The organism is Fontimonas sp. FW305-C-3 (assembly GCF_058783185.1).
In genome coordinates this window covers 23,755-49,257 of the sequence record NZ_JBYSYK010000003.1, presented here as the reverse complement: position 1 = coordinate 49,257, position 25,503 = coordinate 23,755, and the positions used below count along the sequence as shown (strand labels likewise).

The window sequence follows — 25,503 nt, the reverse complement described above, 5'->3', positions numbered from 1 at the left end:
CCTCAAAAACCCAAGGCGCCTCTAGCGGGCGTCGGTTGGCGGGGTGCTTTGCCCCGTGATCGGCATTAAGCGATGGCCGAGCACTTCGCTGGCCATCCACACAAAACTGGAATTGGTCCACAGGAAACCTTCCTGGACCGGATACTGGTGACCCTTGCGCGTCGGCAGGTCGAGCGTCTCGACGTTGATGCGCTCGAAGAAGCCGTCATGGCGCGCGTGCACCGTCGTCAGGGCTTCAATCCAGCGACGCGCAATCTCTTGCGCCTGCGCATCGAATCCGTACTGCTGCAGGCCTTTGACGGCAATCATCTGCGCCGGCGCCCAGCCGTTGTCGCCGTCCCACTGATGCAGCGAATCGAAGCGGCTGGAGCCGGCGATGCCGCCGCGCCTGAGCAGGGGCCGCGCGGCGGCGACGACGCGTTCGGCCTGATGCGCGGATGCAATGCCCGCAAACAGTGGCGCGAACGCGGTGAAGCCGATCCCGGTATTGGAGCGGCGCGTGTCGAGGTGCAGGCTGCGGTAATGGCCGGCGTCTTCGTCCCACAGATGCCGGTCGATCGCCGCGCGGCGGTCGGCGGCAAGCTGCCTGAAGCGCGCTTCCTCGCCATCGACGCCGGCGAAGCTGGCGAGCCATGCAACATCCGCGGCGAAGCGGGCGAGCAGCGCATTGAGCATGACCGGCGCGAACCGCGACATCTCGTTCTTGCCGGAAGCGCCGGTGTAGAGGATGGTGAAGTCCAGCCCCGATTCCGCCATCGCGCGGACATCCCGGAACGTCTTGCCGAGATCGGATTCCTCGTCGGCCGAATAGCGCTCCGGACGTTTGACGTCGAGTGCATCCCAGTGGTGGTGCAAGCCGGTCGCCGCGTCGAAACGGGTTGCGGGATTCGACCAGAAGTCGACGAACTCGCTGGCGAGCAGCGGCACCGCGCGTTCCTTCACCCAGCGGCGCAGGTTTACCGCGCGGCCGGAATCTGCGTTGCGCAGGACCTCGATGTGCGTGGCTTCGACGACGGCGCGAACCAGATAGCTGGACAGCGGCGGTTGCGAGCGGCTCAGGTAATAGTCGCGATTGCCGTTCGGCACGAAGCCGAACCGCCGGATCAGCTCGAGGAAGTTGTCGGCCTGCATGCTCGCGACTTCGAGCCGTCCCGTCGCGATCAGGCCGTCGATGCCGAACGCGGTATCCCAGTAGTACGCTTCGCGAAAGCGCCCTGCCGGAATCAGGAACGGGTAGGGCGTGCGCAGCAGCGAGCTTCCCTTTGCGCCGGCGCTGGTTTTCACCAGGTTGCACCAGTGCGCCTCGATATGATCGAAGGCAGCGCGGACGCGAGCATCGGGATGATCGAGCGTCCAGCGGCGCCGGATCAGGTCCGAGTCCAGCCCTTCGTAGCCGTCCTCGGCTTCGTACGCGGCCTCGAGATAGTCGACGAGCAGCTTGCGCCGCTGCTCGAGGCGCTGGTCCGGAGCAAGCCCGGCGAGTGCCGCAAAATTCCGTGCCCACTGCGCGGTCGACTGCGGATCCAGATCGCGGCGATGAAGGTCCGACAGCGACTTGAAGTCGTCGTGCAGCTGCAGAATGCGCGCTTCCTCGATCAGCGGGCTTGCAAGACCCGGCGACGGATCGGAACGTCCGCTGCCGACCACCGGCGCGGCCAGCGGCAAGTGCAACTCGGTCACCGCGGGCACATCCGGATGACGCACGCTGTTCAGCAGGCCTCTGGCCCAATCGGAGCGGGCCTGCACCTCCGCGCGATCGGCCGGACGCAGCACGTCGCCGTCGGTGACGCTCCACTCGAAGGCATGCGCGGTGTCGATGCTCACGCCTGCAGTTCTCCGACGAGCATCTCGATGCACTGCGGTGCCGCCGGGCAGAGGCTGGCCAGCGACAGGAATGCGTGCGGCATGCCCATGTAGTTCTCGAAGCGGACTGGCACGCCGGCTTCGCGCAGCCGGTCCGCGTAGCGGAAGCCATCGTCACGCAGCGGGTCGGCATCCGCCGTCACGATGATCGCCGGCGGCAGCCCGCTGAGGTCGGGCGCATGCAGCGGCGAGACGAACGGATCGTCGACCGCCGTCGACCCGCGATACTTCTCGATGATCAGTTCCGCGTCGCGCCGCGACATGCCCTGCCGCGGCGGATCGATGGATGGCGACGCCATGGTCAGGTCGAGGAAGGCGTAGATGATCACCTGGCGGCGGATCGCATTGCGGCCCCGCAGGCGCAAGGCCAGCGCGGCCGTGAGATTGCCGCCGGCGCTGTCGCCGACGACGTCGACCAGCGGTGCCTGCTTCAGCAAGGTACCGAGCGCGTCTTCGCAATCGTCGAGTGCGGCGGGGAAGGGATGCTCGGGCGCGAGTCGATACCCGACCGCGGTGACTTCGGTGCCGAGGCGGTCGCAGAGGTTCGTGCAGAGGTAGTCCAGCGAATCGACGCCGCCGGCGATCCAGCCACCGCCATGGATGAACAGGATCGGGGTTGCCGCGGGCTTGCGCGTGCGCGGCAGGAAGCGCTTGATCGGAACCGGGCCGTCGCGTCCCGGCACGCTCGAACGTTCAATGCCGACCTCGGGCATCGGCAGCAGCATCCAGGGCGCCGGAACCGAGGAAGCGCGACGTTCCAGCGGCAGGTTCATGGCCTTCGCCGACGCTCCGCCCAGACCGAAGCGGGCCAGCAGTTCGGTGAGTGCCATGAGTCCGCGAAGCTTCCAGCCATGAACTTTTGCAATCGGTTTCATTTCTGTACGAAGTCGTGCCGTATGAAGGGTTTCAGGCGACGCCGAGTCGGCGCAGCAGGAAGCGAGCGGTGCGATTGCGGGCCGTGATGGCCTCCGGCGAATCGACCGGCTTGAACTGGAAGACGTGCCAGAGGCCGTCGTAGAGGTCGAGTTCCACCTCGACGCCACTGTCGTGCAGTCGGCGATGCAGTCGGACGGCGTCGCTGAGCAGCAGCTCGCGCGTGCCGCACTGGATCAGCGTCGGCAGATAACCCGCGCCGTAGTCGGCGAAAAGCACCGAGACGAGCGGGTCTGTGACCGGGGTGCTGCCTGCGTAGCAGCGGGCGGCGGTCGAGAGCAGGGCCTCGGAGGTGTAGAACGGCTCCGCGTCGCAAAGCGTGCGATAGCTGTCGCCGCTGAAACTCAGGTCTGCCCACGGCGACCACAGCACCAGGGCGGCAGGCAGCGGCAGGCCGCGATCGCGCGCGCGCAGCATCGCCGATGCGACGATCGTCGCGCCGGCGGAATCGCCGTAGACACCGATGTCTCCCGCTGCGTAGCCCTGTGCATACAGCGCCGCCAGCACCGCAAGAACCTGCTCGCCGATGACGGCGTGATCCGCGTGCGGCGACGGCGTGTAGTCGATCGACAGGATGCGCAGTCCGGTTTCTTCGGCCAGCGGCAGCGTGCTGTCGAGGGCGTCGTGAGCCGCACCGGCGACGAAGCCGCCGCCGTGCGCGTAGAGCAGCACCTTGCCGGCGATGGCTCCGCGCGACGGACGGATGTCGGTGACCGGAACGCCGCCGATCAGGATCGGTTGCAGGATTGGCGCATAGCGCTTCAGCAGGCCCGCGTTGAGGGATTCCCGCTTGCGCAGTTCTTCGGCGTTGCGCCGCCGCCAGCCGTCGAGATCGTCCGGTTCGGGCATGCGCATCGCGTCTCGCTCCGCGCGGGAGAAGGTCTCGCGGAAATAGCGGCGCGCCTCGTCGGAAAGATGAGGTGCGGGCTCCGGAAAATCGGAGACGGGGAGCAGGCCAGGGTTCAGCATGGTGCCGACTCTAGCCGTCTTTGCAATCGATTGCAACGACTGTTAGATTGCAGCCTGCGGCACGGAAAACAACAACGGAAACTGGACGCGAGACTGTGAAAAACAACTCAGGCCCGAAGCGGATGGACGACATCGCGCGCCTTGCAGGCGTGTCGAAGCCCACCGTCTCGCGGGCGCTGCAGGACAGTCCGCTGGTCAACGACGAAACCAAGCGACGCATCCTCGACATCGCCCGGCGACATGGCTATGTCGTCAACCGCAGCGCGCAGAACCTGCGCCGCAGGCGTACCGGCACGATCGCGGTGGTCATCGACTTCCCGCATCTGCCGGAGAACCGCCTGTCGGACCCGTTCCATTTCGAGATGCTCGGCAACATCGCCAATGCCTTGGCGGTGAGGCAGCAGGATGTCCTGCTCTGTTCGGAGCAGTCGGCTCATCAGGTCGGCTTCGAACACATGCTGTCGAACAAGGGCGTCGACGGCATCATCTTTCTCGGCCAGAGCGGACGCCATGAGGAATTTCGCGCACTGGCCAAGGCCGGTGTGCCGTTTGTGGTCTGGGGCGCGCACCATGCCGATTCGAGCTATTGCGTCGTCGGCAGCGACAACGTGCTGGGCGGACGCCTGGTGGCGGAACGCTTTCGCAGCCTGAAGCGCAAGCGGCCGGTGTTTCTCGGCCCGCGGGGTCATATCGAGATCGAGCAGCGCCACCAGGGTTTCATGGCGACCTGGGGCGCGGCGGTCGAAGAACTTGAAGTGCCCGACCTCACCTTCGTCGCCAGTCGCGATGCCGTGTTGAAGCGTCTGGATTCAAGAAAGCAGATGCCCGATGCGCTGTTCGCCGGCAGCGACACGATGGCGATGGGTGCGCTCGCGGCGCTGCGGGAGCGGGGCATCGACGTGCCCGGCGGATGCAGCGTCTGCGGTTACGACGACAGCCCGGCCGCGGTCCATCATTCGCCGCCGCTGACGACGGTCAGGCAGGACACAAGAATGGGCGCAGCGATCCTCGTCGAGCGCCTGATGCTGGCTATCGAGGGCACGGCTGCGAACCCGGTGCTTCTGCCGACCGATCTGGTCGTCAGGGCCACCTGAGCCGATCAGCGTCCGGTCGACAGTCTGAGTTCGGTATCGGCCGCGTCGAAATTCAATCGGCTCTTGTCGCCGAGCGCGGAGGTCCAGGGGCGCCAGCTCAGGCCCAGGGCTTCGTTGTTCGGATCGCCGCTGCGGATGAACGCGCCGATGCTGCTCATCATGGCGTCCGACAGGGCCTCGCGTCCGCGCCGCGTCTTCTCTGAATATTCCATGGAGAAAAGATTGCCCGCGAAATTGCCGAACACGAACGGCAGGTCGCTGCCGTGGCTGGAACCGAACAGCGTCCGCCAGGGTTCCGGACCCTGATTCCATTCGAACCGATAGGCGAACACGTTCGGGTTGTACTTCGCCAGCACCGTCAGGTCGCCGTCGAGTTCATGGCGCAGGTAGCGGGAGAACGCCCGATGCATCGTATTGAACGGGACCGCGCTCCAGGACGGCAGCAGGTAAGGGCTGACGAACTCGTCCAGCGCGATGGGCTGGTCGGTATCGGGATCTGCATTGACCATGGCCTTGAACTGTTCCTGCCCGGACAGCTTCAAGCCGGCATTGAACAGCAGCTTGGATTCCTCGCGCGTCATGCCGACGATCATCGGCATCTTCTGGAATGCGCCCTGTTCGAAGGCCGCCGACAGAACGGGCGGCAATACCGCGCCGTCGCCAAAGAAGCCCGGCACCTTCCATAGATCGTCGTGCTGGCTCTGCGTATCGAGCAGATCGCTGGCCGGCTTGCCGAGCAGATAGGTCTTCAGCCACTCATCGCCTTTGCTGCCGATGAGCTTCAGTGCCGATTCCTCATCCGCCGCCTGGCGGTCGCGGATCAGCAGCCGCGCGGCAAAGCGCTTCACATACGCTGCGCCTTCTTCCTTCCTGTAGCCCTTGCGGATCAGCGCGCTCTGCACGATCGCCTTATGGAACAGTCCGACCGTCAGCGGCGAGCCCATCAGCGCATAGATATCGCCGCCGCCGGCCGATTCGCCCATGACGGTCACGGCATCCGGGTCGCCGCCGAATGCGGCGGCGTTGGCCTTTACGAAGCGTAGCGCCTCGATGATGTCGAGGATGCCGAAGTTGCCCGAGTTGCCCAGCGGATCGTCGCCCTCCAGCGCGGGATGCGACAGCCAACCGAAGAGGCCGAGCCGGTAGTTGATCGTGACCACGAGCGACCGGGTCTTCGCCGCAAGCCGCGCGCCGTCATAGATCGGATCCGAGGAATGGCCGACGATGTTCGCGCCGCCATGAATGAAGACGATCACCGGCAAGCCGGTGTCGGGCGTGTTCGGTCGCCATAGGTTCAACGTCAGGCAGTCTTCGCTGCCGACCGGCTTGCCGAAGGTCTCGACGTTCGACACGCCCCAGCTCTTTCCCGCCGCCGGTGGGCCATAAAGCCAGCCGACCTGCGAACAGGCGGCACCGTATGCGCTCGCATTCAGAGGCTCGCGCCATGCGGGGTGCGGTCGCGGTGGTTGCCAGCGCAAGGTGCCAATGGGCGGCTCCGCGTAGGGAATCCCCAGCCAGCGGCGTGCCGCGCCTTCGAGCACGATCTGTCCGTCGACAGCGCCGGTGTTCGTCCGCACCCGCAACGGAGCGGCATCGATCGGGCTTGTGTCCGCTGTCTCTGCCCGGCAAGGCAGGCTGACGACAACGCTCAAGACGACGAACAGGAGCGATTGGATCGCCCGCGCATTTTTCCAAGCAATCCCCTTGAACATATGGCCCCGTGCCGTCCGTCAGACGACGCCATTGTGCGCACTCCGGGCGCGGACAGCTATCACAAGGACGACAACGAGGGGGCAAGCGAATCGGTGGCTCAGGAGCCGGCGGTCGGGGCCTCAGAGGCCCCGCCGTCTTTTGTGTTGAATGGCCGGTCTTCAGGCCTTCTTCGGCACGACCAGCAGCACAACGCCGAGAATCAAAACGCCCACGCCGGCCCAGACCGGCACGTTGACGGTTTCCTTTTCGTCGACCGACAGACTCAGCGGTCCGACTTCCGCCTCATGGGTTTCCTTCGTGTAGGTGAAGCCGCCATAGGCCAGGCCCAGGGCTCCGCCAACGATCAGCAGAATTGCCACGATCTTCAATCCACTCATTGTCATTACTCCTTGGTGCGTCCCACTTTGTAGAAGCGTCGATGGCGATTGCTCACCAAGGATGCGCGTGATGCTGCTGCAGATTGCGCAGAGACCATGCTTGCGCCGGGCTGACGTTCGGCTGAACTGCGCGCGGTCGCGTTAATGACGCATTCAAGATCGCGCCAGTTGACAGTTGCCGGCATCGGCTCATGGGACGTTCAGTTCCGCAGGACTATGGTGGCTCCGCTTCACTCCAAATTGAGATTTGACCCACCCCCGCTAGTCGGGGGTTCTTTTTTTCCGGTCGGTCCGGTCCCGCGCATGGCATTGATTGCCGAATGCCAGGACGTCATGGTGCAGGGAAGGTGGCGAATGGAATGCAGGATTTTCGCGGGTGCTGCTTTTCTTCCTGTCGCTGTGCTGCTCGCTTCCTGCAATTCCGATCCTTCCGACCCCGGCACCGTCGGTCCGCAGGACGGCGACGGCATCCACATTGAACAGCGCTCACTCGACCCCGGCTCTCCACCCAGCGCGAACTTCGATCTGAGCCATTGGAGCCTGACGCTTCCGAGCGGTGACGAAGTGTCGACCGCCGAGTTGGAGGCAGGCTTCCAGGCCAGCGACAGTTTCCATACCGATCCGCGGAGCGGCGGCCTGACATTCAGAAGCCCGAACGTCGCCGGGCGCACCGACAACAGCAACTACTCCCGATCGGAGTTGCGCGAGATGCTCGCGCCGGCAGGTGCCCCTTCGGCGCAGGCCAACAACTGGACGGCGGCGCGCGGTGGCGTGTTGAAGGCGCGCCTGAGGGTCGACGCCGTCTCAACCACCGGCAAGCCCGAGAAGGCCGGAAGAATCGTCATCGGTCAGATACACGGCCCGGAGACGGAAGTTGTCCGCCTGTACTACGACAAGAAACCGGATGAAGCCAAGGGTCGCCTGTACGTCGGCACGGACAGGGTGGAGCAGGGGAGTGGCAGTTTCTCCGAGGACATCGTCCCGAACAGCGGCGATCATGGCATCGCGCTGGGCGAGATCTTCGAGTATCAGCTGGAACTCGACGAGCTCGACTTGCGAGTCACCGTCGTCGAGCAGGGCAAGCCCGGCGCCGTCTTCGCGCAAGGCATCGATCCTCGCTACGACGGCTTGCCGCTGTACTTCAAGGCGGGGCTGTATAACCAGAACAACACGGGTGATGTTGCGGATTTCGCACAAGCCACGTTCATGGCATTGGAGGCATCGCATCCTGTGCAATGAACGGGCACTTGTCTCCAGGAGAAACAAAATGGCAAAGCCAGCAAAGAACACGATCTGCCTTTGGTATGACGGCGATGCGGAAGCGGCGGCGCAGTTCTACGCCAGAACCTTCCCCGATTCCTCGGTGCTCGCGGTGCATCGCGCTCCGGGGGATTTTCCTTCGGGAAAGCAAGGCGATGTTCTGACGGTCGAGTTCGTTGTCATGGGCATCCCTTGCCTCGGGCTCAATGGCGGACCCGAGTTCAAGCACAGCGAGGCGTTTTCGTTTCAGGTTGCGACTGCGGACCAGGCCGAGACGGATCGCTACTGGAACGCGATCGTCGGCAACGGCGGACAGGAGAGTCAGTGCGGCTGGTGCAAGGACAAATGGGGATTGTCCTGGCAGATCACGCCGGTCGCCTTGACCCAGGCAACGACGGATCCGGACCCTGCGGTCGCCAAGCGCGCCTTCGAGGCGATGATGAAGATGAAGAAAATCGACATCGCGGCCATCGAGGCGGCGCGCCGCGGTTGAGGAAGCGCCGCCAGGAGTGGCGGCGCCCGGATCAGGGAATCTCGGTGTGGATGGCGGCGGCCTGGTGCGCCGCTGCATATGCCGCGCCGATGATGCTCAAGGCCGCCGGATCGCCTGACTGGGTCAGCGGCAGCTGCAGCTCTTTTTCGCCGGCCTTGATCCGGCGCATGGTGTCCAACACTGCGCGGTGCTCGCCGCGGAACAGGACATCGGCCGGTTCGGCCGGAGCTTGCAGAGTGAAGGACACGCCGGCTGCCGGATCGAAGCGCATCGTCCACCAGACGGTCGCCGTGCCCTCGCTCAGCTCGTAGACCATGTTCCAGCGACGATCCAGAGCCGCACAGGCGGCCCTGCTTGCCGCGTCGACGGCGAGCAGTTCGTTCATGTGAGCCACATGCTCGGGTGACATGAAGATCATGCTCATGCGCCCTCGTTGTTGAGGTTCTTCACCTGCTGCTCGAAGAACTTCATGAAGCAGCGATCCAGATAATCCTCGTGCACCGAGTCGAAGCCGTGATACTGCTCCGGCAGGACCACGAACTGATGCAGCTTGCCGGCGCGGATCAGCGCTTCCGACATTTTGATGGCGTCGGTCCAGGTCGCGTGATCCGAAGTGCCGCCGGCAATCAGGACTTCACCTTTCAGTTGCCCGGCCAGCGGATAGAGATCGGCCTGGCGGTAACCGTTCGGGTTGACCTGCGGCAGGCCCAGATAGCATTCATAGAGCACGACCGAGTAGACATCGAAGCCCGGGGCACTGACGGCGCCGGCCTTGTAGACCTCCGGCTGGTCGATCATGCAGCGGAACGTCGAGTAGGCGCCCCAGCTGTGGCCGGTGATACCGACCCGGTCCAGATCGATGAACGAATGCTTCGCGGCGAGGTTGCGGATCGCTGCCGCGTGGTCGGCCGACATCGTTCCGCTGAACGAACCGTAGCAGGCGTCGTGGAAGGCCTTGCTGCGCTCCGGCGTGCCGCGTGCATCGACGGTGACGACGATGTAGCCGTGCTGCGCGAGGCGCAGCGGCGCGCTGCCGAGCGATCCGAACGCTGGAAACGCGTGATCGCCGATGATCATCTGCGGTCCGCCGTAGATGTATTCGATGACCGGATACTTTTTCTTCGGATCGAAATCGTGGGGCTTGTACATCACGCCCCACAGGTCCGTCTCGCCATCGGCGGCCTTGACCGAGAACTGCTCGGGCGCGGTGTAGCCGGTCTGCTGCAGCTTCGAGATGTCGGCCTTCAGCACTTCGGCATTCAGCAGCGTGCCGTCGATGCGGCGCAGGCAGGTGACCGGCGGCGTCGACGGCGTCGAGCGGGTGTCGAGAAAGCTCTGGCCGTTCGGCGCGATCAGGCAGACATGCTTGCCGTCGCCTTCGGTCAGCACCTTCATCGTGCCGCCGGCTAGCGGCGCGCGGCACAGGTGCACGTCGTACGGACGGTCTGGGTTCGAGTGGGCGGTGAAGTAGATCTGGTCGCCGATGACGCTGCTGATCTCGCAGACGGCCCAGGCGCCCGTCGTCAGTTGTCCGATCAGCTTGCCGCTCAGATCGTACTTGTAGATGTGCTTCCAGCCGTCGCGATCGGACAGCCAGAGCAGATGACGGCCATCCGGCGTCAGGGTCAGGCCAGTCTTGCGGCCGAGGTAGACGTCGTGATGGATGCGGACGAACGTGGCCGCTTCTTCGGTGAACAAGCTGCGTACCGCACCGGTGACCGGATTGGCGGCCAGCACTTCGACCTTGCGGCAATCGCGGCTCATCTGGAACACGAGCAGCTCGGAGCCGTCCGGCAGCCAACCGGCGAAACAGGGGTAACTGTCACGCGTATCGCCGAGCTGGATTTCAACCGGCGCGCCGCTGGCGACATCGAGGACGAACAGCGTCAGCTTCTCGAGTACGCCACCGGCCTTCGGGAAGCTGCGGAAGACCACCTCGTCCTCGCGCTTCAGATAATGCATCTGCGGCGCCTGGAAGACGCCGCGATTGTCGACGCGATACGCGGCGATCTTCGTGCCTTGCGGCGACCAGTTCGTCGTCGGCACGGCCATGCCGAGCAACGCGAACATCGGGTTGGTCCAGTCGACGGTCCATTCCACTTCAGGCGTGCCGTCGTCGGTGAGCCGCACGCTGCGTCCATCGACAGTGGCGCGCAGCGAGACGTTGCGGTCCTGGATCGACAGCAGCCACTGCATGTCCGGCGACATGATTTCGTACGCATCGGTGGGATCCACCATCGGCAGGCTGCGCTTGAACATGCGCGGCGTCATGCGGGCTTCCGCCGACATGCCGAGATAGGTGTCGATCATGTTCGGTGGCGGCGCGACGAAGGCGGTGCCGCTGGCGATGTCGTAGCTGATGCGATCGCTGCCCAGCGCGAACGCAATCATCGTCGGCGCGATAAAGGCGAAGTGTTCGAAAGGAACGCCCTGGCCGGCCGGCGTCATGCCGGTTGCATTGAGCAGGGCCTGGCGCAGCACCGCAACATCGAGCAGCGGCGACTTCTGTCCGCTCGCCAGATCGACGCGCCAGGCCTGACGCTGTTCCTTGGGGCCGGCAACAAAACCCAGCGCGCTGCCGTCCGGGCTCCAGGTGGGCATCAGGCTGGCGTCGCTGATCAGGGCGCCGAGGTTCTTGTAGGCCGCTGCCACGGCCGCGCTCTTGCCTGCGTCGCTCATTGCTGAAACTCCTCTTGCATTCCCAAAAATCGATGGGTATTTTATACCTAGTAAAATACAGACGTGTCAAATAGAGGCGGGCATGGCAGAGCGCAAACTCAAGCTGGTGACGCAAGCAAGCGGCGGCAGACCGGCGAAGATTTCCCGCGAGGGGATTCTGGCCGTGGCGCGCCTGCTCGGCCCCGGTGAATTTACCTTCCCGCACATCGCCAAGCGGCTGGGGGTACAGCCGCCGGCGCTCTACTACCACTTCAGCTCACGCGAAGAGCTGCTTAATGCATTGGCTCTGGAGCTGGCCCGGGAGTTCGCGCTGCAGCCCGGCAATCCGAAACGCTGGAAGCCGTGGCTGCAAGAGACCACGCTGCGCTTCTACGATTTTCTGATCGCCAACCCGGCGCTGTTCGAAACCAGCAACTGGCGCGGCTTCGCCGAGTTCGGCCTGCCGATCTTCGAGGCCGTGCTGCAGACCCTGGAAGGCGCCGGCTACTCGCTCGACGAGGCGGGGCGTACCTGGGAGGTGGTCAGCCACCTGGCTTTTTCCGAAGCCCGCATCATCAACGAGATCCGCCGCAACGGCCCGACGCCGGTGGATGCCGCCGCCAAACGGAAATCCGCACGCCTGGCCCCGCGCGCCGCGGCCTGGACCGCAAGCAGCAACCCCGAACCGCGCGAGCACCTCGCGGAAACACTTCACTGGCTGATCGCCGCGCTGCCGCGGCCGCGGAGATAGACGCATGCGTATGCCCTTGTTGATCAGCTTGCCGTTACTGATGTTCGCCGTCGCTGTTTCGGCGCAGGAATCCACCGAGTTGTTCCCCGTCACGCCCGAGGCCGGGCAGGAGACGACACCGGCACCGGAGCCGGGTGCTGCCGAGCAGGAAACCGCGCAGTCGACACCCGAGGCGCCGGAACTGCTGCCGACCATTCCGGTTCCACAGGCCGAGGAGCCCTTGGCCAGCGAACCGCACGGCAACTATCCGACCCAGCTCGAAGAGATTGTCGTCACCGCGACCAAGCGTGCGAAGTCCGCGCGAGAGGTGCCGATCAGCATCAATGCGATGAGCGGCGAAAACCTGGAGAAGATGGGTGCACGCGACATCCAGGACTTCATCGGCCAGGTGCCGGGCATCCTGCTGCAGGAAGGTCAGTTCGGCGATGCCGGCAGCCGCAAGATCACGATCCGCGGCGTCGGTCCCAGCGAAATCGACACCTACTCGGGCAACCAGACGGTCGGCCAGTTCATCGGCGACATCCCGCTGACCGATCCGTATTCCAACTACGTGACGCCGGACCTCGATCCTTTCGACCTCGAGACTGTCGAAGTCCTCAAGGGTCCGCAGGGCACCTACTTCGGCGCTTCCGCGCTGAACGGCGCGATCCGCTATGTGCCGAACAAGCCCGAGATGAGCCTGTGGAGCGCACGCGGCTTCGCCGAATACCAGACGGTCCGTTATGGCGGCTCGGCGCCGACCTACGCCGGCGCGTTCAATGTGCCGCTCGGTGACTCGCTGGCGTTCCGCGCGACGGGCGTTCTGCAGAACAGCCCGGGTCTGATCGACAACCTGCAGCGCGAAGACGAGGACGCCGACAGCCGTCGCAAATGGAGCGGCCGCGGTGCGCTGCGCTGGCATCCGACCGAGAGCTTCGACGTTACGGCGATGTTCCTCCGGCAGGAATCGCGGAAGGACGATGTGCTGGATGTCGACAACGACGACGAGCAGTTCACCAACAACTCGCATCCGGGGCCCAGCGAGATCGAGACCGGCTTCCAGCTGGCGAGCATCGATGCCCGCTATGACTTCGACAGCTGGGGCACGCTGATCCTGCAGGCTTCGCAGCAGGACAAGAGCGTGGACGGCGAGCTGGACACCACCCTGTTCACCGGGCCGCAGGGCATCACCAACTTCCGCACCTATCAGCGCACGCGCGTCTCGGGCAACACTCAGGAGCTGCGCCTGGTGTCGCCGGACGACGGCAACTGGAGCTGGATCGCCGGTGTGTTCCTGCTCGACTACGAAGCCGATGTGACGCAGGACGCCTATCTGCCCGGCACGGCGCTGCCGATCGTGCTGCCGCCGCTGCTGGGCCTGGACATCTTCCCAGGACCGCGCGGCATCTCGTACGCGATGATCCAGACCGAGCCGGTCGCCAAGGAGACTTCGTTCTACGGCGAACTGGCGAGAAAGTTCGGCGAGGATTGGGAACTGACGCTCGGCGCGCGCGCCTATCGCACCGAGATCGGTGGCACCGTCGACTTCAGCGGCCCGACCTCGGTGCTGACCAACGACGTCGACATCAACCTGCGCGACAAGGGCTTCAGCCCCAAGGTGTCGCTGTCCTGGAAGCCCGCCGAAGGTTTCATGATGTATGCCACGGTCGCACGCGGTTTCCAGTTCGGCGGCATCAACATCGGTACCTCGCTGCTGCCGTTCCAGAATCCCCTGACCGGCCCGCCGGTGCCGCCGAGCTTCGACTCCAGCAGCCTGTGGAGTCGTGAGATCGGTGTCCGCACCGACTGGCTCGACCGCACGCTGCGCACCGATATCACCTTGTACGACCTCGACTGGCGCGATGCACAGTTCCCCGAGACCAACGACAACATCCTGATCGACACGACCTACATCTCGAATGTCGGCCAGGTGCGCAGCCAGGGCGTCGAGACGTCGATTGTCTGGCTGACGCCGCTGGAAGGATTGTCGATCAACGTCGCCGGCGCCTACTCGCATGCGCGTACCGCGTCCGATTACACCGCCGCCAACGGCACGGTCGTGCCGGCCGGCGCCACGGTGCCGAACGCACCGCGCTGGCAGGCCGCGACGACACTGGCCTACAGCACCAACTTCAGCGCCTGGCTCTCCAGCCTGAGCCTGAGCCACACCTATTCGAGCCGCGCGTTCACGACGGTGACGCACGACAACGAGATCTACAATTTCGGCAGCCTGGCGCTGAACCTCAATGTCTCGCGGCCGGACTGGCGCTTCGCACCGGCGCTGAACCTGGGCGTGACCAATCTCACCGATGTGCGCGGTGTCGTCGGCCGCAGCAGCAGCAACGGCACGTCGGGCCTGACCGGTACCGACACCACGTCCTACATCTACAATCGCCCGCTGGCGTTCACCTTGCGCCTGAGCGCGGAGTTCCAATAGAGCCGCCGATGAACACAGCTGCCAATGCTTCCGCCGCGCTGAGCGCGCTTTGCGAGCGCTACTGGGATTTCCAGTGCTTCGAGCAACCGATTCTCGCGATCCTCGCCGGTCGGTCCGGCGCGGGCGACGTCCTGATGCGCGAATCCCCGGCGGACTATGAGCGGCGCATCGCCGTGATCAGAACCATCCGCGCCGATCTCGACCAGATCCCCGTCGAGTTTCTGCAAGGCCAGGAGCGAACCACGCATCGCCTGCTGGATCACGATCTGAACATCGCGATCCGCGCTTTCGAAGTGAAGAATCACTTGCGGCCGATGATCTATCCGCTCGGGCCGGAGGCGATGCTGAACTACTGGGCCGATGCCAGCAGCTTGAGCAGCGCCGACGATGCCGAGGCCTACATCCGCAGGCTGCGTTCGATTCCGGCGAGCCTCTCCGGCATCGTCGAGAGTCTGGAAGCGGGTCTGAAAATGGGACATCGCTATCCGCAGGTGGTCGTCGAGCGCACGACCGGTTCGCTACGTGCGCTGCTGTCGCGACCCGCTGCGCAGAGCGGCCTGCTGCGCCCCTTCCTGCAGACGACGGTGCAGACCGACGAGATGCGCGCGCTCAAGCTGGCGGCGGAAGCCGCGGTGAGCGAAGTCGTCCTGCCGGCGATCACCGCCTACGCGGATTTCATCGAGAAGCGGCTGGGCGAGGGCGCCCGCGCCTCGATCGCCTGTACCGATGCGCCGCTGGGGTCTGAGCTGTACCAGGTGCTCATCGAGGTCTACACGACCGAGCGCGAGAGCGCCGAAGACATCCATGCATTCGGCCTCAGTGAAGTCGCGCGGATTTCCGGCGAGATGCAGAAGATCGCCGCGGAAGCGGGACATCCGGGCGATCTCGCCGGCTATCGGACCGCATTGATGGCCAAGCCGGGCCAGATTCTCGCCAGCGCCGAGGCGCTGCGCGAGCGCATCGAAGTTCTGTCGAAGCGCATTGAAGCGCGGATCCCGGAATTCTTCGGCCGGCTGCCGCGCATGACTTATGGGGTGCGCAGCATTCCGGAGGAGCTGTCGCCGTTCATGCCGCCGGCCTACGCGCAGCCGAATCCGTCCAATGGCAGCGCCGCCGGCGTGCACTGGATCACTTCGCTGCCGGAACGCAGCCCCTCGTACATGCACATTCCGTTGGCGATGCATGAGGCATGGCCCGGGCATCTGATGCACCTGGCGCTGATGCAGGAGATGGAGCTGCCCGAGTTTCGCCGTCACGACGGCGCGCGCTATTCGTCCTGCGTCGAAGGCTGGGCGCTGTACTGCGAATGGCTCGGCAACGAGTTCGGCATGTACGACACGCCGGACAAGCACTATGGCCGCCTGGAGATGGAGATCTGGCGTGCCTGCCGCCTGGTCGTCGACACCGGCATCCACGTCAAGCGCTGGACGCGCGATCAGGCCATCGAGTTCATGGTCGGCAACATGTCGATGCCGGTCGACACGATCCGTGCCGAAGTCGACCGCTACATCGGCATGCCCGGCCAGGCGCTGGCCTATCAGATCGGCTACCGCTGCGTTCGCAAGATCCGCGCCGACGCCGAGGCTCAGCTGGGCAGCGCGTTCCGGGTCCGCGATTTCCACGACGCCCTGGTCGGCGCCGGCGCGGTGACCTTGCCGGTGTGGCGAGAAACGTTGCAGGACTGGGTCGAGTCGCGCAAGACGCAACTCTCCAAGGCCGCCTGATCGCCATCCCGATCGCCATTCATAGAAGAACGACGAAAACATCCATGACTTCCTATCTGCGCTCCAGCCTCGAACAGAGTCTGATCAACGTCAATCGTGCGGCCGAACTGGCCTGGGACTATCGCGGCGCCGGTGTCCGCTCGATGGAGAGCGGTTCCCTGGAAAACCTGATTCCGGATCTCAGCCTTGCGGCAGCCCAGAAGCGTACGCAACTCGGCCGCGACATCCTCGACCTGCTCGATCGCGTCGATGACGACCAGCTTCCGCATGATTTCGCGCTGACCAGCAAGCTGCTGCGTTTCTATGCCGATTGCTGGGTCAAGGACGCCGAGCGCTACTGGCTCGCCATCGATCTTGCGGATGCCTTTTTCTACGGCCCGTTTGCGCAGACGCCCTATACCGGCGGCTTCATCTTCAGCGGCATCACCCAGGCGTTCACGGCGTTCGAGTTCAAGAAGGACGGCGACGGCGAGCGCTATCTGGCCGCGCTCGCGGAGGTGGCGCGGTTCCTGCGCCAGATCCACGAGCGCACCGCCGGCCAGGCTGCACGGGGCATCCGCATCTTCAAGCCGCAGCTGGCCGGCTCACGCAGTCTGCTGCGCGGTCTGGCGGCTTCGATGGCGACGACGCTGCGCGTCGATGCGAAGCGCCTGGCTGCGCTGAGCAACGCCGCGACGGTGGCCGCCGTGATTGACCAGCGTGTCAGCGGCGACATCGCGAATGCCTTTGCGGAACTGATCGCGCAGCTTGACGACGAATATGAAGCATTGGCGCCGGACGGCGTCGGCATGTCGCTGTTGCCGGGCGGCGCCGAGATCTATCGCGATCTCGCCGCGATGAACACGACCATGAACCTGACGCCCGAGCAGATCCACGCCCGCGGTCACGCGCGCATGGAGCGCATCGAGGCAGAGATGGCCGAAGTGCGCCAGCAACTGGGCTTCAGCGGGACCGCCGCGGAGTTCGCCATGCATCTGCGCGGCCCGCATGGCGGAATGGCCAAGGACGCCGACGACATCGGCGCGCGCATGCGCAACCACAAGGACCGGCTCGAGAAGCGTTACGACGAATTCTTCGTCAAGCGCTCCGCGAGCGAGTACGACCTGGAGCGCCTGCCTGAGGCCCTGGAAGGCACGATGACCTGGGGCTATTACGGCGCGCCTTCGCCGTACGAGAAACGCGGCATCTACTACTACAACGGCTCCAAGCTCGACAGCCTCGCCGTCATCGCCGCGGCCTCGCTGGTGTTCCACGAGCTGGTGCCCGGCCATCACCTGCATCTGAGCCTGCAGAACGCGAGCAACGATCTGCCGCCGATCCGCAAGCATGCCTCGGTCAATGCGTTCAACGAAGGATGGGCGGAGTACGCCGCCACGCTGACCGGCGAGATGGGCTTGTACGACGATCCGTACGATCGCTACGGCCGCCTCTCGATGGACGCGTTCCTGACCAGCCGCCTGGTCGTCGATACCGGCATGAACATTCTCGGCTGGAGCCTGGAGCGCGCGCAGGAGTATCTGGCGCAGAAGACCCTGTGCGCGCCGCAGGAAGTCATGACCGACACCATCCGCTACAGCTGCGGCATCCCGGCACAGGCACTGGCCTACAAGCTCGGCGACGAGGAAATTCTGCGGATGCGGCAGAAGGCCATGGATCATCTGAAGACCGATTTCAGCTACCCGCATTTCCACAGTGCGATCCTCGAAGTCGGCGCGCTGCCGTTGCCGGTCCTCGAGTGGCACCTGGGCAAGACTTACGGAATGAACCAGGCCGCATAGCGACCCGACCGCTGCGCGCGGCCTGAGGTGCTAGATCGGCAAGCCGGTCGAGTGCTTCACTTCGCGCAGCGCGAGGCTGGTGTTCAAATCCTGGAAATGCGGGAGGCTGGCGATCTTCTTCTTGACCAGCGACTCGTAACTCGCCATCGAGTGAGTGACGACGCGCAGCATGTAGTCGTAGCTGCCGGTCATTGAATAGCAATCGAGAATCTCGTCGATGTGCTGCACCGCGCGTTCGAACTCGACGAGCGCCTTCTCGTCGCGCCGTCCCAGCTTGATCGACGCGAACGCGGTGATCTCCAACCCCAGCGCCTCGCGATTCAGGCGGCAATGCCGGCCCTGGATCACGCCGGCCTTTTCCATCCGGTCGATGCGCTTCCAGACCGGTGTATGGCTGAGCCCGATCTCGTTGCCGATCTTCTCGATCGACAGCGTTGCGTCGCGCTGCAGCAGTCTGAGGATCGCTTTGTCGGTGTCGTCCATGGGTCAGCAAAGCCGGTAAACAGAGTTTTGCGATTATGCGTCAAATGTAGGATGTCTATCTACTGAAATGTCCTTTTGGTAGATGGATCGAAAGGACGCGCCTACCGGCTGATTTCTAGAATTCCGGGCTTCAAATCCCGGAAGCAAGCCATGAATCTGCCAGCCACCGATCTCCCCGCGGACCTTCGCCAGGTCTTGCTGCAGGACAAGTACAACCTGAAGGGCGAGACCGTTTACATGAACGGCACGCAGGCGCTGGTTCGTCTGCTGATGCTGCAGAAGGAGCGCGACCGCACGGCGGGGCTCAACACCGGCGGCTTCGTCTCGGGCTATCGCGGTTCGCCGCTGGGCGGCGTCGACCAGACGATGTGGAAGGCGAAGAAGATCCTCGAGAAGGAAAACATCCGCTTCAATCCGGGCGTCAACGAAGAGCTGGCGGCGACGTCGATCTGGGGCACGCAGCAGGTCGGCATGAAGCCGGGCGCGACCGTCGATGGCGTGTTCTCGCTCTGGTACGGCAAGGGCCCCGGCGTCGATCGCTCGCTGGATGTTTTCAAGCACGCGAATGCCGCGGGCACCTCGAAATTCGGCGGCGTCATCGCGCTCGCCGGCGACGACCACGCGGCGAAGTCTTCGTCGCTGCCGCATCAGAGCGACCACGTGTTCGCCGCAGCGGGCATTCCGGTGTTCTTCCCGGCCAGCGTCCAGGAAATTCTCGACCTGGGCATTCACGCCTGGGCACTGAGCCGCTATGCCGGCGTGTGGGTCGCGATGAAGTGCATCTCCGACGTCGTCGAGTCGACGTCGACGGTGATTGCCGATCCCGAGCGCGTGCAGGTCAAGCTGCCTGAGGACTACACGCTGCCCGAAGACGGCCTGAGCATCCGCTGGCCGGATTCGCCGCTGCAGCAGGAAGCCCGTCTGCTCGACCAGAAGTTGTACGCGGCGCTGGCCTACATCCGTGCCAACAAGCTCAACTACGACGTCACGAATCCCAAGCATCCGCGCTTCGGCATCATCGCGTCGGGCAAGGCCTGGCTCGACACGCTGCAGGCGCTCGCCGACCTTGATCTGAGCCTGCAGGACTGCGAGGACATCGGCATCCGCCTGCACAAGGTCGCGGTGATCTGGCCGCTCGACGCGACCAGCTCGCGGGCCTTCGCAACCGGCCTGCAGGAAATCCTGGTCGTCGAGGAAAAGCGCCAGCTGATCGAGTACGCGCTGAAGGAAGAGCTGTACGGCTGGCGCGACGACGTGCGCCCGCGCGTCATCGGCAAGTTCGATTCGCGCGATGGCGGCGAGTACGCCGTGCCGCGCGGCGAATGGCAGCTGCCGATCCGCAGCGAGCTGTCGCCGGCGCAGATCGCCAATGCCATCGCATCGCGGCTGCTGCAGATGGAATTGCCCGAGGAGATTCGCGCGCGTATCGCCGACCGCCTCGCCAGCATCAACCGCCTGTGCGCCCGCGCCCACGGCGATCCGCTCGAGGCGCGCCTCGCGTATTACTGCTCGGGCTGTCCGCACAACACATCCACCCATGTGCCGGAAGGATCGCGTGTGCTGGCCGGCATCGGCTGTCACTACATGGCGATGTGGATGCCGGAGCGGCGCACCGAGACCTTCACGCAGATGGGCGGCGAGGGCACGCCGTGGATCGGCCAGTCGCATTTCACCGAGGAAAAGCACGTCTTCGCGAATCTCGGCGACGGCACCTATTTCCACTCCGGAATCCTGGCGATCCGCGCCTCGGTCGCGGCCGGCGTCAACATCACCTACAAGATCCTCTACAACGATGCGGTCGCGATGACCGGCGGCCAGCCGATCGACGGCACGCTGACGGTGGCGCAGATCGTCAGCCAGATGCTCGCCGAGCGGGTCAAGCGCGTTGTCGTCGTCTCCGACGACATCGAGAAGTACGACGATCCCGAGTACGCGGAGAAGCTGCCGCAGGGCATCGCGATCCATCATCGCGACAAGCTCGACGAGATCCAGCGCCAGCTGCGCGAGGAATCCGGCTGCACGGTCATCGTCTACGACCAGGTCTGTGCGGCGGAGAAGCGCCGCCGCCGCAAGGCGATCGTCGACGGCAAGCCGCTGCTGGTCGATCCGCCGAAGCGCCTCCTGATCAACGACGCCGTCTGCGAAGGCTGCGGCGATTGCTCGGTGCAGTCGAGCTGCCTGTCGATCGAGCCGTTGGAAACCGAGTTCGGCCGCAAGCGCCAGATCAATCAGTCCACCTGCAACAAGGACTATTCCTGCGTGAAGGGCTTCTGCCCGAGCTTCGTCACGGTCAAGGGCGGCAAGCTGCGCAAGGCCGGCTCGACGCAGGCCGAGCTGCAGATACCGGCGATTCCCGAACCGGCGCTGCCGCAGTTCCAGCAGGCCTTCAACATCCTCGTCACCGGCGTCGGCGGCAGCGGCGTCGTCACGATCGGACAGCTGCTCGGCATGGCGGCGCACCTCGAACGCAAGCCGGTCACGACGCTGGACATGACCGGCATTTCGCAGAAGGGCGGCGCCGTGCTCAGCCACATCCGCATCGGCGCGCCGGGCGTTGCGATGACCGCGTCGCGCGTCGCGACCGGCAGCGCGGACGCGATCATCGGCTGCGACCTCATCGTCACCGCCGGCGAAGAGAGCCTGACCAAGATGGCCGTCGGCCGCACGCAGGTCGCGGTCAACGACGCCGTCACGCCGACCGCCAACTTCCTGCGCCAGCGCGACTGGGCCTATCCGGTCGGCTCTGCGCAGGCCAAGCTGCAGGCCGCGGCCGGTGTCGACAACTGCGCCTTCGTCGATGCCGGCAGCCTCGCGAGCAAGCTGGTCGGCGACAGCATCGCGATCAACCCGTTCATGCTCGGCTACGCCTGGCAGCGCGGCATGCTGCCGCTGTCGCGCCAGGCGCTGCTCAAGGCGATCGAGATCAACGGCGTTGCCGTCGCGCAGAACCAGAAGGCCTTCGAGTGGGGCCGTTACGCCGCCCACGATCTCGACGGACTGAAGCGCCTGCTGTCGCCGTCCCAGGTCGTGGCGTTCCCGGCACGCGGCGCCACGCTTGAGCAGCTGATCGAGCGCCGCGCCGCGCATCTGACGGCTTACCAGAATGGCGCCTACGCGGGCCGTTACCTCAAGCTGGTCGAGCGCGTGTCGCAGGTCGAGCGCGATGTCTCTGCGCAGAAGGCGCTGACCGAGGCGGTCGCGCGCAACTACGCCAAGCTGCTTGCTTACAAGGACGAGTATGAAGTTGGCCGCCTGTACTCGGCGCCGGCATTCCGCGAGAAGCTCGCCGCGACCTTCGAGGGCGACTACCGCGTCGAGTACAACCTCGCGCCGCCGCTGCTCGCCAAGCGCAATGCGCGCGGCGAACTGACCAAGATGTCCTTCGGTTCGTGGATGGGCTTTGCCTTCCGCGCGCTGGCGTCTCTGCGCTTCCTGCGCGGCACCGCGTTCGACATCTTCGGCTACACACGTGAGCGCCGCGACGAGCGCGCGTTGATCGCCCGCTATGAGGAACTGGTCGCGGAAGCGCTGACGAATCTGACACCGCGGACCCTGCCGGTCGCGGTGCAGATCGCCGAGGTGCCGGACCAGATCCGCGGCTTCGGTCACGTCAAGGAACTCAGCATGAAGGCGGCCCACACGAAGTGGGATCAGCTGCTATCGCTGCTGCGCGGCGGCTCGGTCAGCGCCCGCAAGGCGGCATAAACCCACACTCAGGAGAACATCGATGGCGAACTTTTCGGACCGCGACGGCTGGATCTGGCTGGATGGCGAGATGCTGCCGTGGCGCGAGGCCAAGACCCATGTGCTGACCTATACGCTGCACTATGGCGTCGGCTGCTTCGAAGGCGTGCGCGCCTACGAAACGCCGACCGGCCCGGCGATCTTTCGCCTGCGCGAGCACACCGACCGCCTGCTGAACTCGGCGAAGATCCTCGGCATGCAGTGCAGCTGGGTGGCCGACGTCCTCGACCAGGCGCAGCTCGCCGTCATCCGCAAGAACGAACTCAAGCAGGCCTACCTGCGGCCGATGATGTTCTACGGCAGCGAAGGCATGGGCCTGCGCGCCGAAGGCCTGAAGACGCATGTCATGGTCGCGGCCTGGCCGTGGGGCAACTACCTCGGCGAGTCGGCGATGCTCAAGGGCATCCGCGTCAAGACCGCGTCGTTCTCGCGCCACCACGTCAACTCCGCGATGTGCCGCGCGAAGGCCAACGGCCAGTACATCGTCGCGTCGATGGCGCTCAACGAAGTGCTCAAGGACGGTTACGACGAAGCACTGATGCTCGACACCCAGGGCTTCGTCGCCGAAGGCAGCGCCGAGAACATTTTCCTGGTCAAGGATGGCGAGCTACACACGCCCGACGTCACCGCCTGCCTGGACGGCATCACGCGCAAGACCATCATGAAGCTGGCGCAGGACTTCGGCATCAAGGTCCACGAGCGCCGCATCACGCGCGACGAGGTCTACGTCGCCGACGAAGCTTTCTTCACGGGGACCGCCGCCGAGGTCACGCCGATCCGCGAAGTCGACAACCGCGCAATCGGCAACGGCGGCCGCGGTGTGATGACCGAGCGTCTGCAGGCCGCATATCTCGCGGCGGTGAAGGGCCTGACACCGGCCTACAGCCACTGGCTCAGCCCGGTCCGGTAACGAGCATGTACAAGCTCTATCCATCGGCCGATGCGGCGCTGGCGGGCCTGATCCAGGACGGCATGACGCTCGCCGTCGGCGGCTTCGGACTGTGCGGCATTCCGGAGCTGCTGATCACCGCGCTGCGCGACAGCGGCCACCGCAACTTGACCGCGATCAGCAACAACGCCGGCGTCGATGGCATCGGCCTCGGCCAGCTGCTCGCGACGCGGCAGATCCGCAAGATGATTTCGTCGTATGTCGGCGAGAACAAGGAGTTCGAGCGGCAGTACCTGGCCGGAGAGCTGGAGATCGAGTTCACGCCGCAGGGCACGCTGGCCGAGAAGCTGCGCGCGGGCGGGGCAGGCATTCCGGCGTTCTTCACGCGCACCGGCTACGGGACGATCGTTGCCGAGGGCAAGGAGATCCGCGAGTTCAACGGCGAGCAATACCTGATGGAGCGCAGCCTGCGCGCCGATGTGTCGCTGGTGAAGGCCTGGAAGGCGGACTTCGCTGGCAACCTCGTGTACCGGCGTACGGCGCGCAACTTCAATCCGGTGGTTGCCGCGGCGGGCAAGGTCTGCGTTGCCGAAGTCGAGCAGATCGTGCCGATCGGCGATCTCGATCCGGACCAGATCCACACGCCGGGCATCTATGTGAAGCGACTGGTGCTCAATCCGGCACCGGAAAAGCGCATCGAGCAGCGCACCGTGAGGCAATGACATGAGCTGGAACCGTGAACAGATGGCGCAGCGCGCCGCCCGCGAGCTGCAGGACGGCTTCTACGTCAATCTCGGCATCGGCCTGCCAACGCTCGTCGCGAACTACATCCCGGACGGCATGGATGTCTGGCTGCAGAGCGAGAACGGCCTGATGGGCATCGGCCCGTTCCCGACCGAAACGGAAGTCGATGCCGATCTGATCAACGCCGGCAAGCAGACGATCACCGCGCGCAAGGGCGCCTCGACCTTCAGCAGCGCAGATTCGTTCGCGATGATCCGCGGCGGCCACATCAACCTGTCCATCCTCGGCGCGATGCAGGTCACCGAGCGCGGCGACATTGCCAACTGGATGATCCCCGGCCGCATGGTCAAGGGCATGGGCGGGGCGATGGATCTGGTCGCTGGCGTCAAACGCGTCGTCGTGCTGATGGAGCACACCGCGAAGGACGGCGAGCACAAGATCCTCGGCCAGTGCACGCTGCCGCTGACCGGCGTCGGCTGCGTCGACCGCATCATCACCGAGCTCTGCGTGCTCGACGTGACGCCGCACGGGCTGGCGCTGGTCGAGCTGGCGCCCGGGGTCGGTTTCGAGCAGGTCGCGGAAAGGACCGGGGCGCCGATCATCCGGCGAGGCTAGGGCGGACTCGGCCCGTGCCTTGCTGTTGCCAAAATAATACAGATACGTATTATACCAATACGTATCGTACGTGACGGAAGGGCGGCCGCTGTCCTTCGGCGTCGGAACCATTCATGGAAGCACCCCAATGACGCATGCCGTGCAGGACCTGATCCTCAAGTTCCGTTGCCCCGACCAGCCGGGCATCCTCGCCGCCGTCACCGCGGCGGTATTCCAGGCGGGCCTCGACATCCGCGATGCCGCGCAGTTCGGCGAACCCGGCGGCGGCCAGTTCTTCGTGCGCATGCATCTGGCGACGACACGCGACGGCGCCGATGCCGCGTTCCGCGAATCCTTCGAAGCCATCGCCCAGCGCCTGAACCTGCAATGGCAGCTGACGGCCTGGAGCAAGAAGGCGCGCACGCTGATCGCGGTGTCGAAGTTCGGTCACTGCCTCAATGACCTTCTGCACAAATGGCAGGCCGGCCTGCTGCACACCGATATCGTTGGCGTCGTCTCGAACCACGAGGACATGCGCTCGCTCGTCGAGTGGTACGGCCTGCCGTATCACTACCTGCCGGTCACGCCCGAAACCAAGGCAGCGCAGGAAGCGAAGATTCTCGAGCTGATGGACCAGGAGAAGGTCGACCTGCTGGTGCTCGCGCGCTACATGCAGATCCTCTCGGAAAACATGTGCAATGCGCTGAACGGGCGCTGCATCAACATCCACCATTCGTTCCTGCCGAGCTTCAAGGGCGCAAGCCCGTACAAGCGGGCCTACGAGCGCGGCGTCAAGCTCGTCGGCGCGACCGCGCACTACGTCACCAGCGATCTCGACGAAGGCCCGATCATCGAGCAGGACGTCGTCCGCGTGACGCATGCAACCTCGGCCGAGGAGATGACCAACCTCGGTCGCGAGGTGGAGGCACGGGTGCTGTCGCGTGCCGTGCGCTGGCACGTCGAATGCCGCGCCATCCTCAACGGCAACAGGACCATCGTGTTCCCCTAGCGCCAGAGGGT

General features: G+C 64.9%; 20 protein-coding genes. 12 read left to right on the top strand and 8 right to left on the bottom strand.

Translation table 11 applies throughout. The features are described from left to right. Positions 1–21: 21 nt before the first annotated feature. From AC3WUF_RS11700 to AC3WUF_RS11690, 3 genes are all read right to left on the bottom strand, one after another. Complete coding sequence (locus AC3WUF_RS11700) at positions 22–1,824, bottom strand: trehalase family glycosidase (protein ID WP_492425711.1); 1,803 nt, start codon at positions 1,822–1,824, stop codon at positions 22–24. After that, positions 1,821–2,693, bottom strand: coding sequence for an alpha/beta hydrolase (locus tag AC3WUF_RS11695; RefSeq protein ID WP_492425709.1), 873 nt, complete (start codon positions 2,691–2,693; stop codon positions 1,821–1,823). The genes AC3WUF_RS11700 and AC3WUF_RS11695 overlap by 4 nt, the downstream gene beginning before the upstream one ends. Positions 2,694–2,769: 76 nt before the next feature. After that, on the bottom strand, positions 2,770–3,765 hold the full coding sequence (locus AC3WUF_RS11690; protein WP_492425707.1) for an alpha/beta hydrolase: 996 nt from the start codon (positions 3,763–3,765) through the stop codon (positions 2,770–2,772). Between the two features lie 95 nt (positions 3,766–3,860). Here AC3WUF_RS11690 and AC3WUF_RS11685 point away from each other — a divergent pair, with 95 nt between their 5' ends. Then, a complete protein-coding gene (locus AC3WUF_RS11685) occupies positions 3,861–4,859 on the top strand; it encodes a LacI family DNA-binding transcriptional regulator (RefSeq protein WP_492425705.1) in 999 nt (332 codons plus the stop codon). A 5-nt stretch (positions 4,860–4,864) separates the two neighbouring features. On the opposite strand, the gene AC3WUF_RS11680 is transcribed toward AC3WUF_RS11685, so the two are convergent. Further along, positions 4,865–6,436, bottom strand: coding sequence for a carboxylesterase/lipase family protein (locus AC3WUF_RS11680; RefSeq protein ID WP_492425703.1), 1,572 nt, complete (start codon positions 6,434–6,436; stop codon positions 4,865–4,867). A gap of 294 nt (positions 6,437–6,730) precedes the next feature. Continuing rightward, positions 6,731–6,949 carry a hypothetical protein gene (locus AC3WUF_RS11675; protein WP_492425701.1) on the bottom strand — a complete coding sequence of 73 codons (219 nt, stop codon included), beginning with the start codon at positions 6,947–6,949 and terminating at the stop codon, positions 6,731–6,733. 303 nt (positions 6,950–7,252) lie between these two features. Here AC3WUF_RS11675 and AC3WUF_RS11670 point away from each other — a divergent pair, with 303 nt between their 5' ends. Both AC3WUF_RS11670 and AC3WUF_RS11665 read left to right on the top strand, forming a co-directional pair. Next, positions 7,253–8,188, top strand: a complete 936-nt coding sequence (locus tag AC3WUF_RS11670) for a polysaccharide lyase family 7 protein (RefSeq protein WP_492425699.1) — start codon at positions 7,253–7,255, stop codon at positions 8,186–8,188. Between the two features lie 28 nt (positions 8,189–8,216). Beyond that, complete coding sequence (locus AC3WUF_RS11665; RefSeq protein ID WP_492425697.1) at positions 8,217–8,702, top strand: VOC family protein; 486 nt, start codon at positions 8,217–8,219, stop codon at positions 8,700–8,702. Positions 8,703–8,733: 31 nt separating this feature from the next. On the opposite strand, the gene AC3WUF_RS11660 is transcribed toward AC3WUF_RS11665, so the two are convergent. After that, positions 8,734–9,126 carry a hypothetical protein gene (locus tag AC3WUF_RS11660; RefSeq protein WP_492425695.1) on the bottom strand — a complete coding sequence of 131 codons (393 nt, stop codon included), beginning with the start codon at positions 9,124–9,126 and terminating at the stop codon, positions 8,734–8,736. Next, on the bottom strand, positions 9,123–11,381 hold the full coding sequence (locus AC3WUF_RS11655) for a S9 family peptidase (RefSeq protein WP_492425693.1): 2,259 nt from the start codon (positions 11,379–11,381) through the stop codon (positions 9,123–9,125). The genes AC3WUF_RS11660 and AC3WUF_RS11655 overlap by 4 nt, the downstream gene beginning before the upstream one ends. A gap of 82 nt (positions 11,382–11,463) precedes the next feature. Between AC3WUF_RS11655 and AC3WUF_RS11650 the strand changes: the two genes are divergently transcribed. Genes AC3WUF_RS11650 through AC3WUF_RS11635 form a run of 4 tightly spaced genes read left to right on the top strand, consistent with a single transcriptional unit; the run spans position 11,464 to position 18,029 of the window. Further along, the gene (locus tag AC3WUF_RS11650) at positions 11,464–12,111 is read left to right on the top strand and encodes a helix-turn-helix domain-containing protein (protein WP_492425691.1); all 648 of its coding nucleotides are present in this window, start codon (positions 11,464–11,466) and stop codon (positions 12,109–12,111) included. A gap of 4 nt (positions 12,112–12,115) precedes the next feature. After that, entirely contained in the window at positions 12,116–14,527 is a 2,412-nt protein-coding gene (locus tag AC3WUF_RS11645; RefSeq protein WP_492425689.1) for a TonB-dependent receptor, read from the top strand. An 8-nt stretch (positions 14,528–14,535) separates the two neighbouring features. Next, positions 14,536–16,251 (top strand): DUF885 domain-containing protein, encoded by a 1,716-nt coding sequence (locus tag AC3WUF_RS11640; protein ID WP_492425687.1) that lies wholly within the window; start codon positions 14,536–14,538, stop codon positions 16,249–16,251. A gap of 44 nt (positions 16,252–16,295) precedes the next feature. Then, positions 16,296–18,029, top strand: coding sequence for a DUF885 domain-containing protein (locus AC3WUF_RS11635; protein ID WP_492425685.1), 1,734 nt, complete (start codon positions 16,296–16,298; stop codon positions 18,027–18,029). A gap of 30 nt (positions 18,030–18,059) precedes the next feature. Here the strand turns inward: AC3WUF_RS11635 and AC3WUF_RS11630 are convergent, their stop codons facing one another. After that, positions 18,060–18,512 (bottom strand): Lrp/AsnC family transcriptional regulator, encoded by a 453-nt coding sequence (locus AC3WUF_RS11630; protein WP_492425683.1) that lies wholly within the window; start codon positions 18,510–18,512, stop codon positions 18,060–18,062. Between the two features lie 150 nt (positions 18,513–18,662). Between AC3WUF_RS11630 and AC3WUF_RS11625 the strand changes: the two genes are divergently transcribed. The 5 genes from AC3WUF_RS11625 (at position 18,663) to purU (ending at position 25,492) form a co-directional block, all read left to right on the top strand. Then, complete coding sequence (locus AC3WUF_RS11625; protein WP_492425681.1) at positions 18,663–22,217, top strand: indolepyruvate ferredoxin oxidoreductase family protein; 3,555 nt, start codon at positions 18,663–18,665, stop codon at positions 22,215–22,217. A gap of 22 nt (positions 22,218–22,239) precedes the next feature. After that, the gene (locus AC3WUF_RS11620; protein WP_492425679.1) at positions 22,240–23,166 is read left to right on the top strand and encodes a branched-chain amino acid transaminase; all 927 of its coding nucleotides are present in this window, start codon (positions 22,240–22,242) and stop codon (positions 23,164–23,166) included. A gap of 5 nt (positions 23,167–23,171) precedes the next feature. Next, positions 23,172–23,867: a CoA transferase subunit A gene (locus tag AC3WUF_RS11615; RefSeq protein WP_492425677.1), complete on the top strand. Its 696-nt coding sequence runs from the start codon at positions 23,172–23,174 to the stop codon at positions 23,865–23,867. A gap of 1 nt (position 23,868) precedes the next feature. Continuing rightward, positions 23,869–24,504 carry a CoA transferase subunit B gene (locus AC3WUF_RS11610; protein ID WP_492425675.1) on the top strand — a complete coding sequence of 212 codons (636 nt, stop codon included), beginning with the start codon at positions 23,869–23,871 and terminating at the stop codon, positions 24,502–24,504. A gap of 127 nt (positions 24,505–24,631) precedes the next feature. Further along, positions 24,632–25,492: a formyltetrahydrofolate deformylase gene (gene purU / locus AC3WUF_RS11605; RefSeq protein WP_492425673.1), complete on the top strand. Its 861-nt coding sequence runs from the start codon at positions 24,632–24,634 to the stop codon at positions 25,490–25,492. Positions 25,493–25,503 lie beyond the last annotated feature (11 nt).

What these genes read in the sequence shown, in the direction of transcription:
- AC3WUF_RS11695 (WP_492425709.1), bottom strand. Translation starts at nt 2,693, where the DNA reads ATGGCACTCACCGAACTGCTGGCCCGCTTCGGTCTGGGCGGAGCGTCG.
- AC3WUF_RS11690 (WP_492425707.1), bottom strand. Translation starts at nt 3,765, where the DNA reads ATGCTGAACCCTGGCCTGCTCCCCGTCTCCGATTTTCCGGAGCCCGCA.
- AC3WUF_RS11675 (WP_492425701.1), bottom strand. Translation starts at nt 6,949, where the DNA reads ATGAGTGGATTGAAGATCGTGGCAATTCTGCTGATCGTTGGCGGAGCC.
- AC3WUF_RS11670 (WP_492425699.1), top strand. Translation starts at nt 7,253, where the DNA reads ATGGCATTGATTGCCGAATGCCAGGACGTCATGGTGCAGGGAAGGTGG.
- AC3WUF_RS11665 (WP_492425697.1), top strand. Translation starts at nt 8,217, where the DNA reads ATGGCAAAGCCAGCAAAGAACACGATCTGCCTTTGGTATGACGGCGAT.
- AC3WUF_RS11660 (WP_492425695.1), bottom strand. Translation starts at nt 9,126, where the DNA reads ATGAGCATGATCTTCATGTCACCCGAGCATGTGGCTCACATGAACGAA.
- AC3WUF_RS11655 (WP_492425693.1), bottom strand. Translation starts at nt 11,381, where the DNA reads ATGAGCGACGCAGGCAAGAGCGCGGCCGTGGCAGCGGCCTACAAGAAC.
- AC3WUF_RS11650 (WP_492425691.1), top strand. Translation starts at nt 11,464, where the DNA reads ATGGCAGAGCGCAAACTCAAGCTGGTGACGCAAGCAAGCGGCGGCAGA.
- AC3WUF_RS11645 (WP_492425689.1), top strand. Translation starts at nt 12,116, where the DNA reads ATGCGTATGCCCTTGTTGATCAGCTTGCCGTTACTGATGTTCGCCGTC.
- AC3WUF_RS11640 (WP_492425687.1), top strand. Translation starts at nt 14,536, where the DNA reads ATGAACACAGCTGCCAATGCTTCCGCCGCGCTGAGCGCGCTTTGCGAG.
- AC3WUF_RS11635 (WP_492425685.1), top strand. Translation starts at nt 16,296, where the DNA reads ATGACTTCCTATCTGCGCTCCAGCCTCGAACAGAGTCTGATCAACGTC.
- AC3WUF_RS11630 (WP_492425683.1), bottom strand. Translation starts at nt 18,512, where the DNA reads ATGGACGACACCGACAAAGCGATCCTCAGACTGCTGCAGCGCGACGCA.
- AC3WUF_RS11625 (WP_492425681.1), top strand. Translation starts at nt 18,663, where the DNA reads ATGAATCTGCCAGCCACCGATCTCCCCGCGGACCTTCGCCAGGTCTTG.
- AC3WUF_RS11620 (WP_492425679.1), top strand. Translation starts at nt 22,240, where the DNA reads ATGGCGAACTTTTCGGACCGCGACGGCTGGATCTGGCTGGATGGCGAG.
- AC3WUF_RS11615 (WP_492425677.1), top strand. Translation starts at nt 23,172, where the DNA reads ATGTACAAGCTCTATCCATCGGCCGATGCGGCGCTGGCGGGCCTGATC.
- AC3WUF_RS11610 (WP_492425675.1), top strand. Translation starts at nt 23,869, where the DNA reads ATGAGCTGGAACCGTGAACAGATGGCGCAGCGCGCCGCCCGCGAGCTG.
- purU (WP_492425673.1), top strand. Translation starts at nt 24,632, where the DNA reads ATGACGCATGCCGTGCAGGACCTGATCCTCAAGTTCCGTTGCCCCGAC.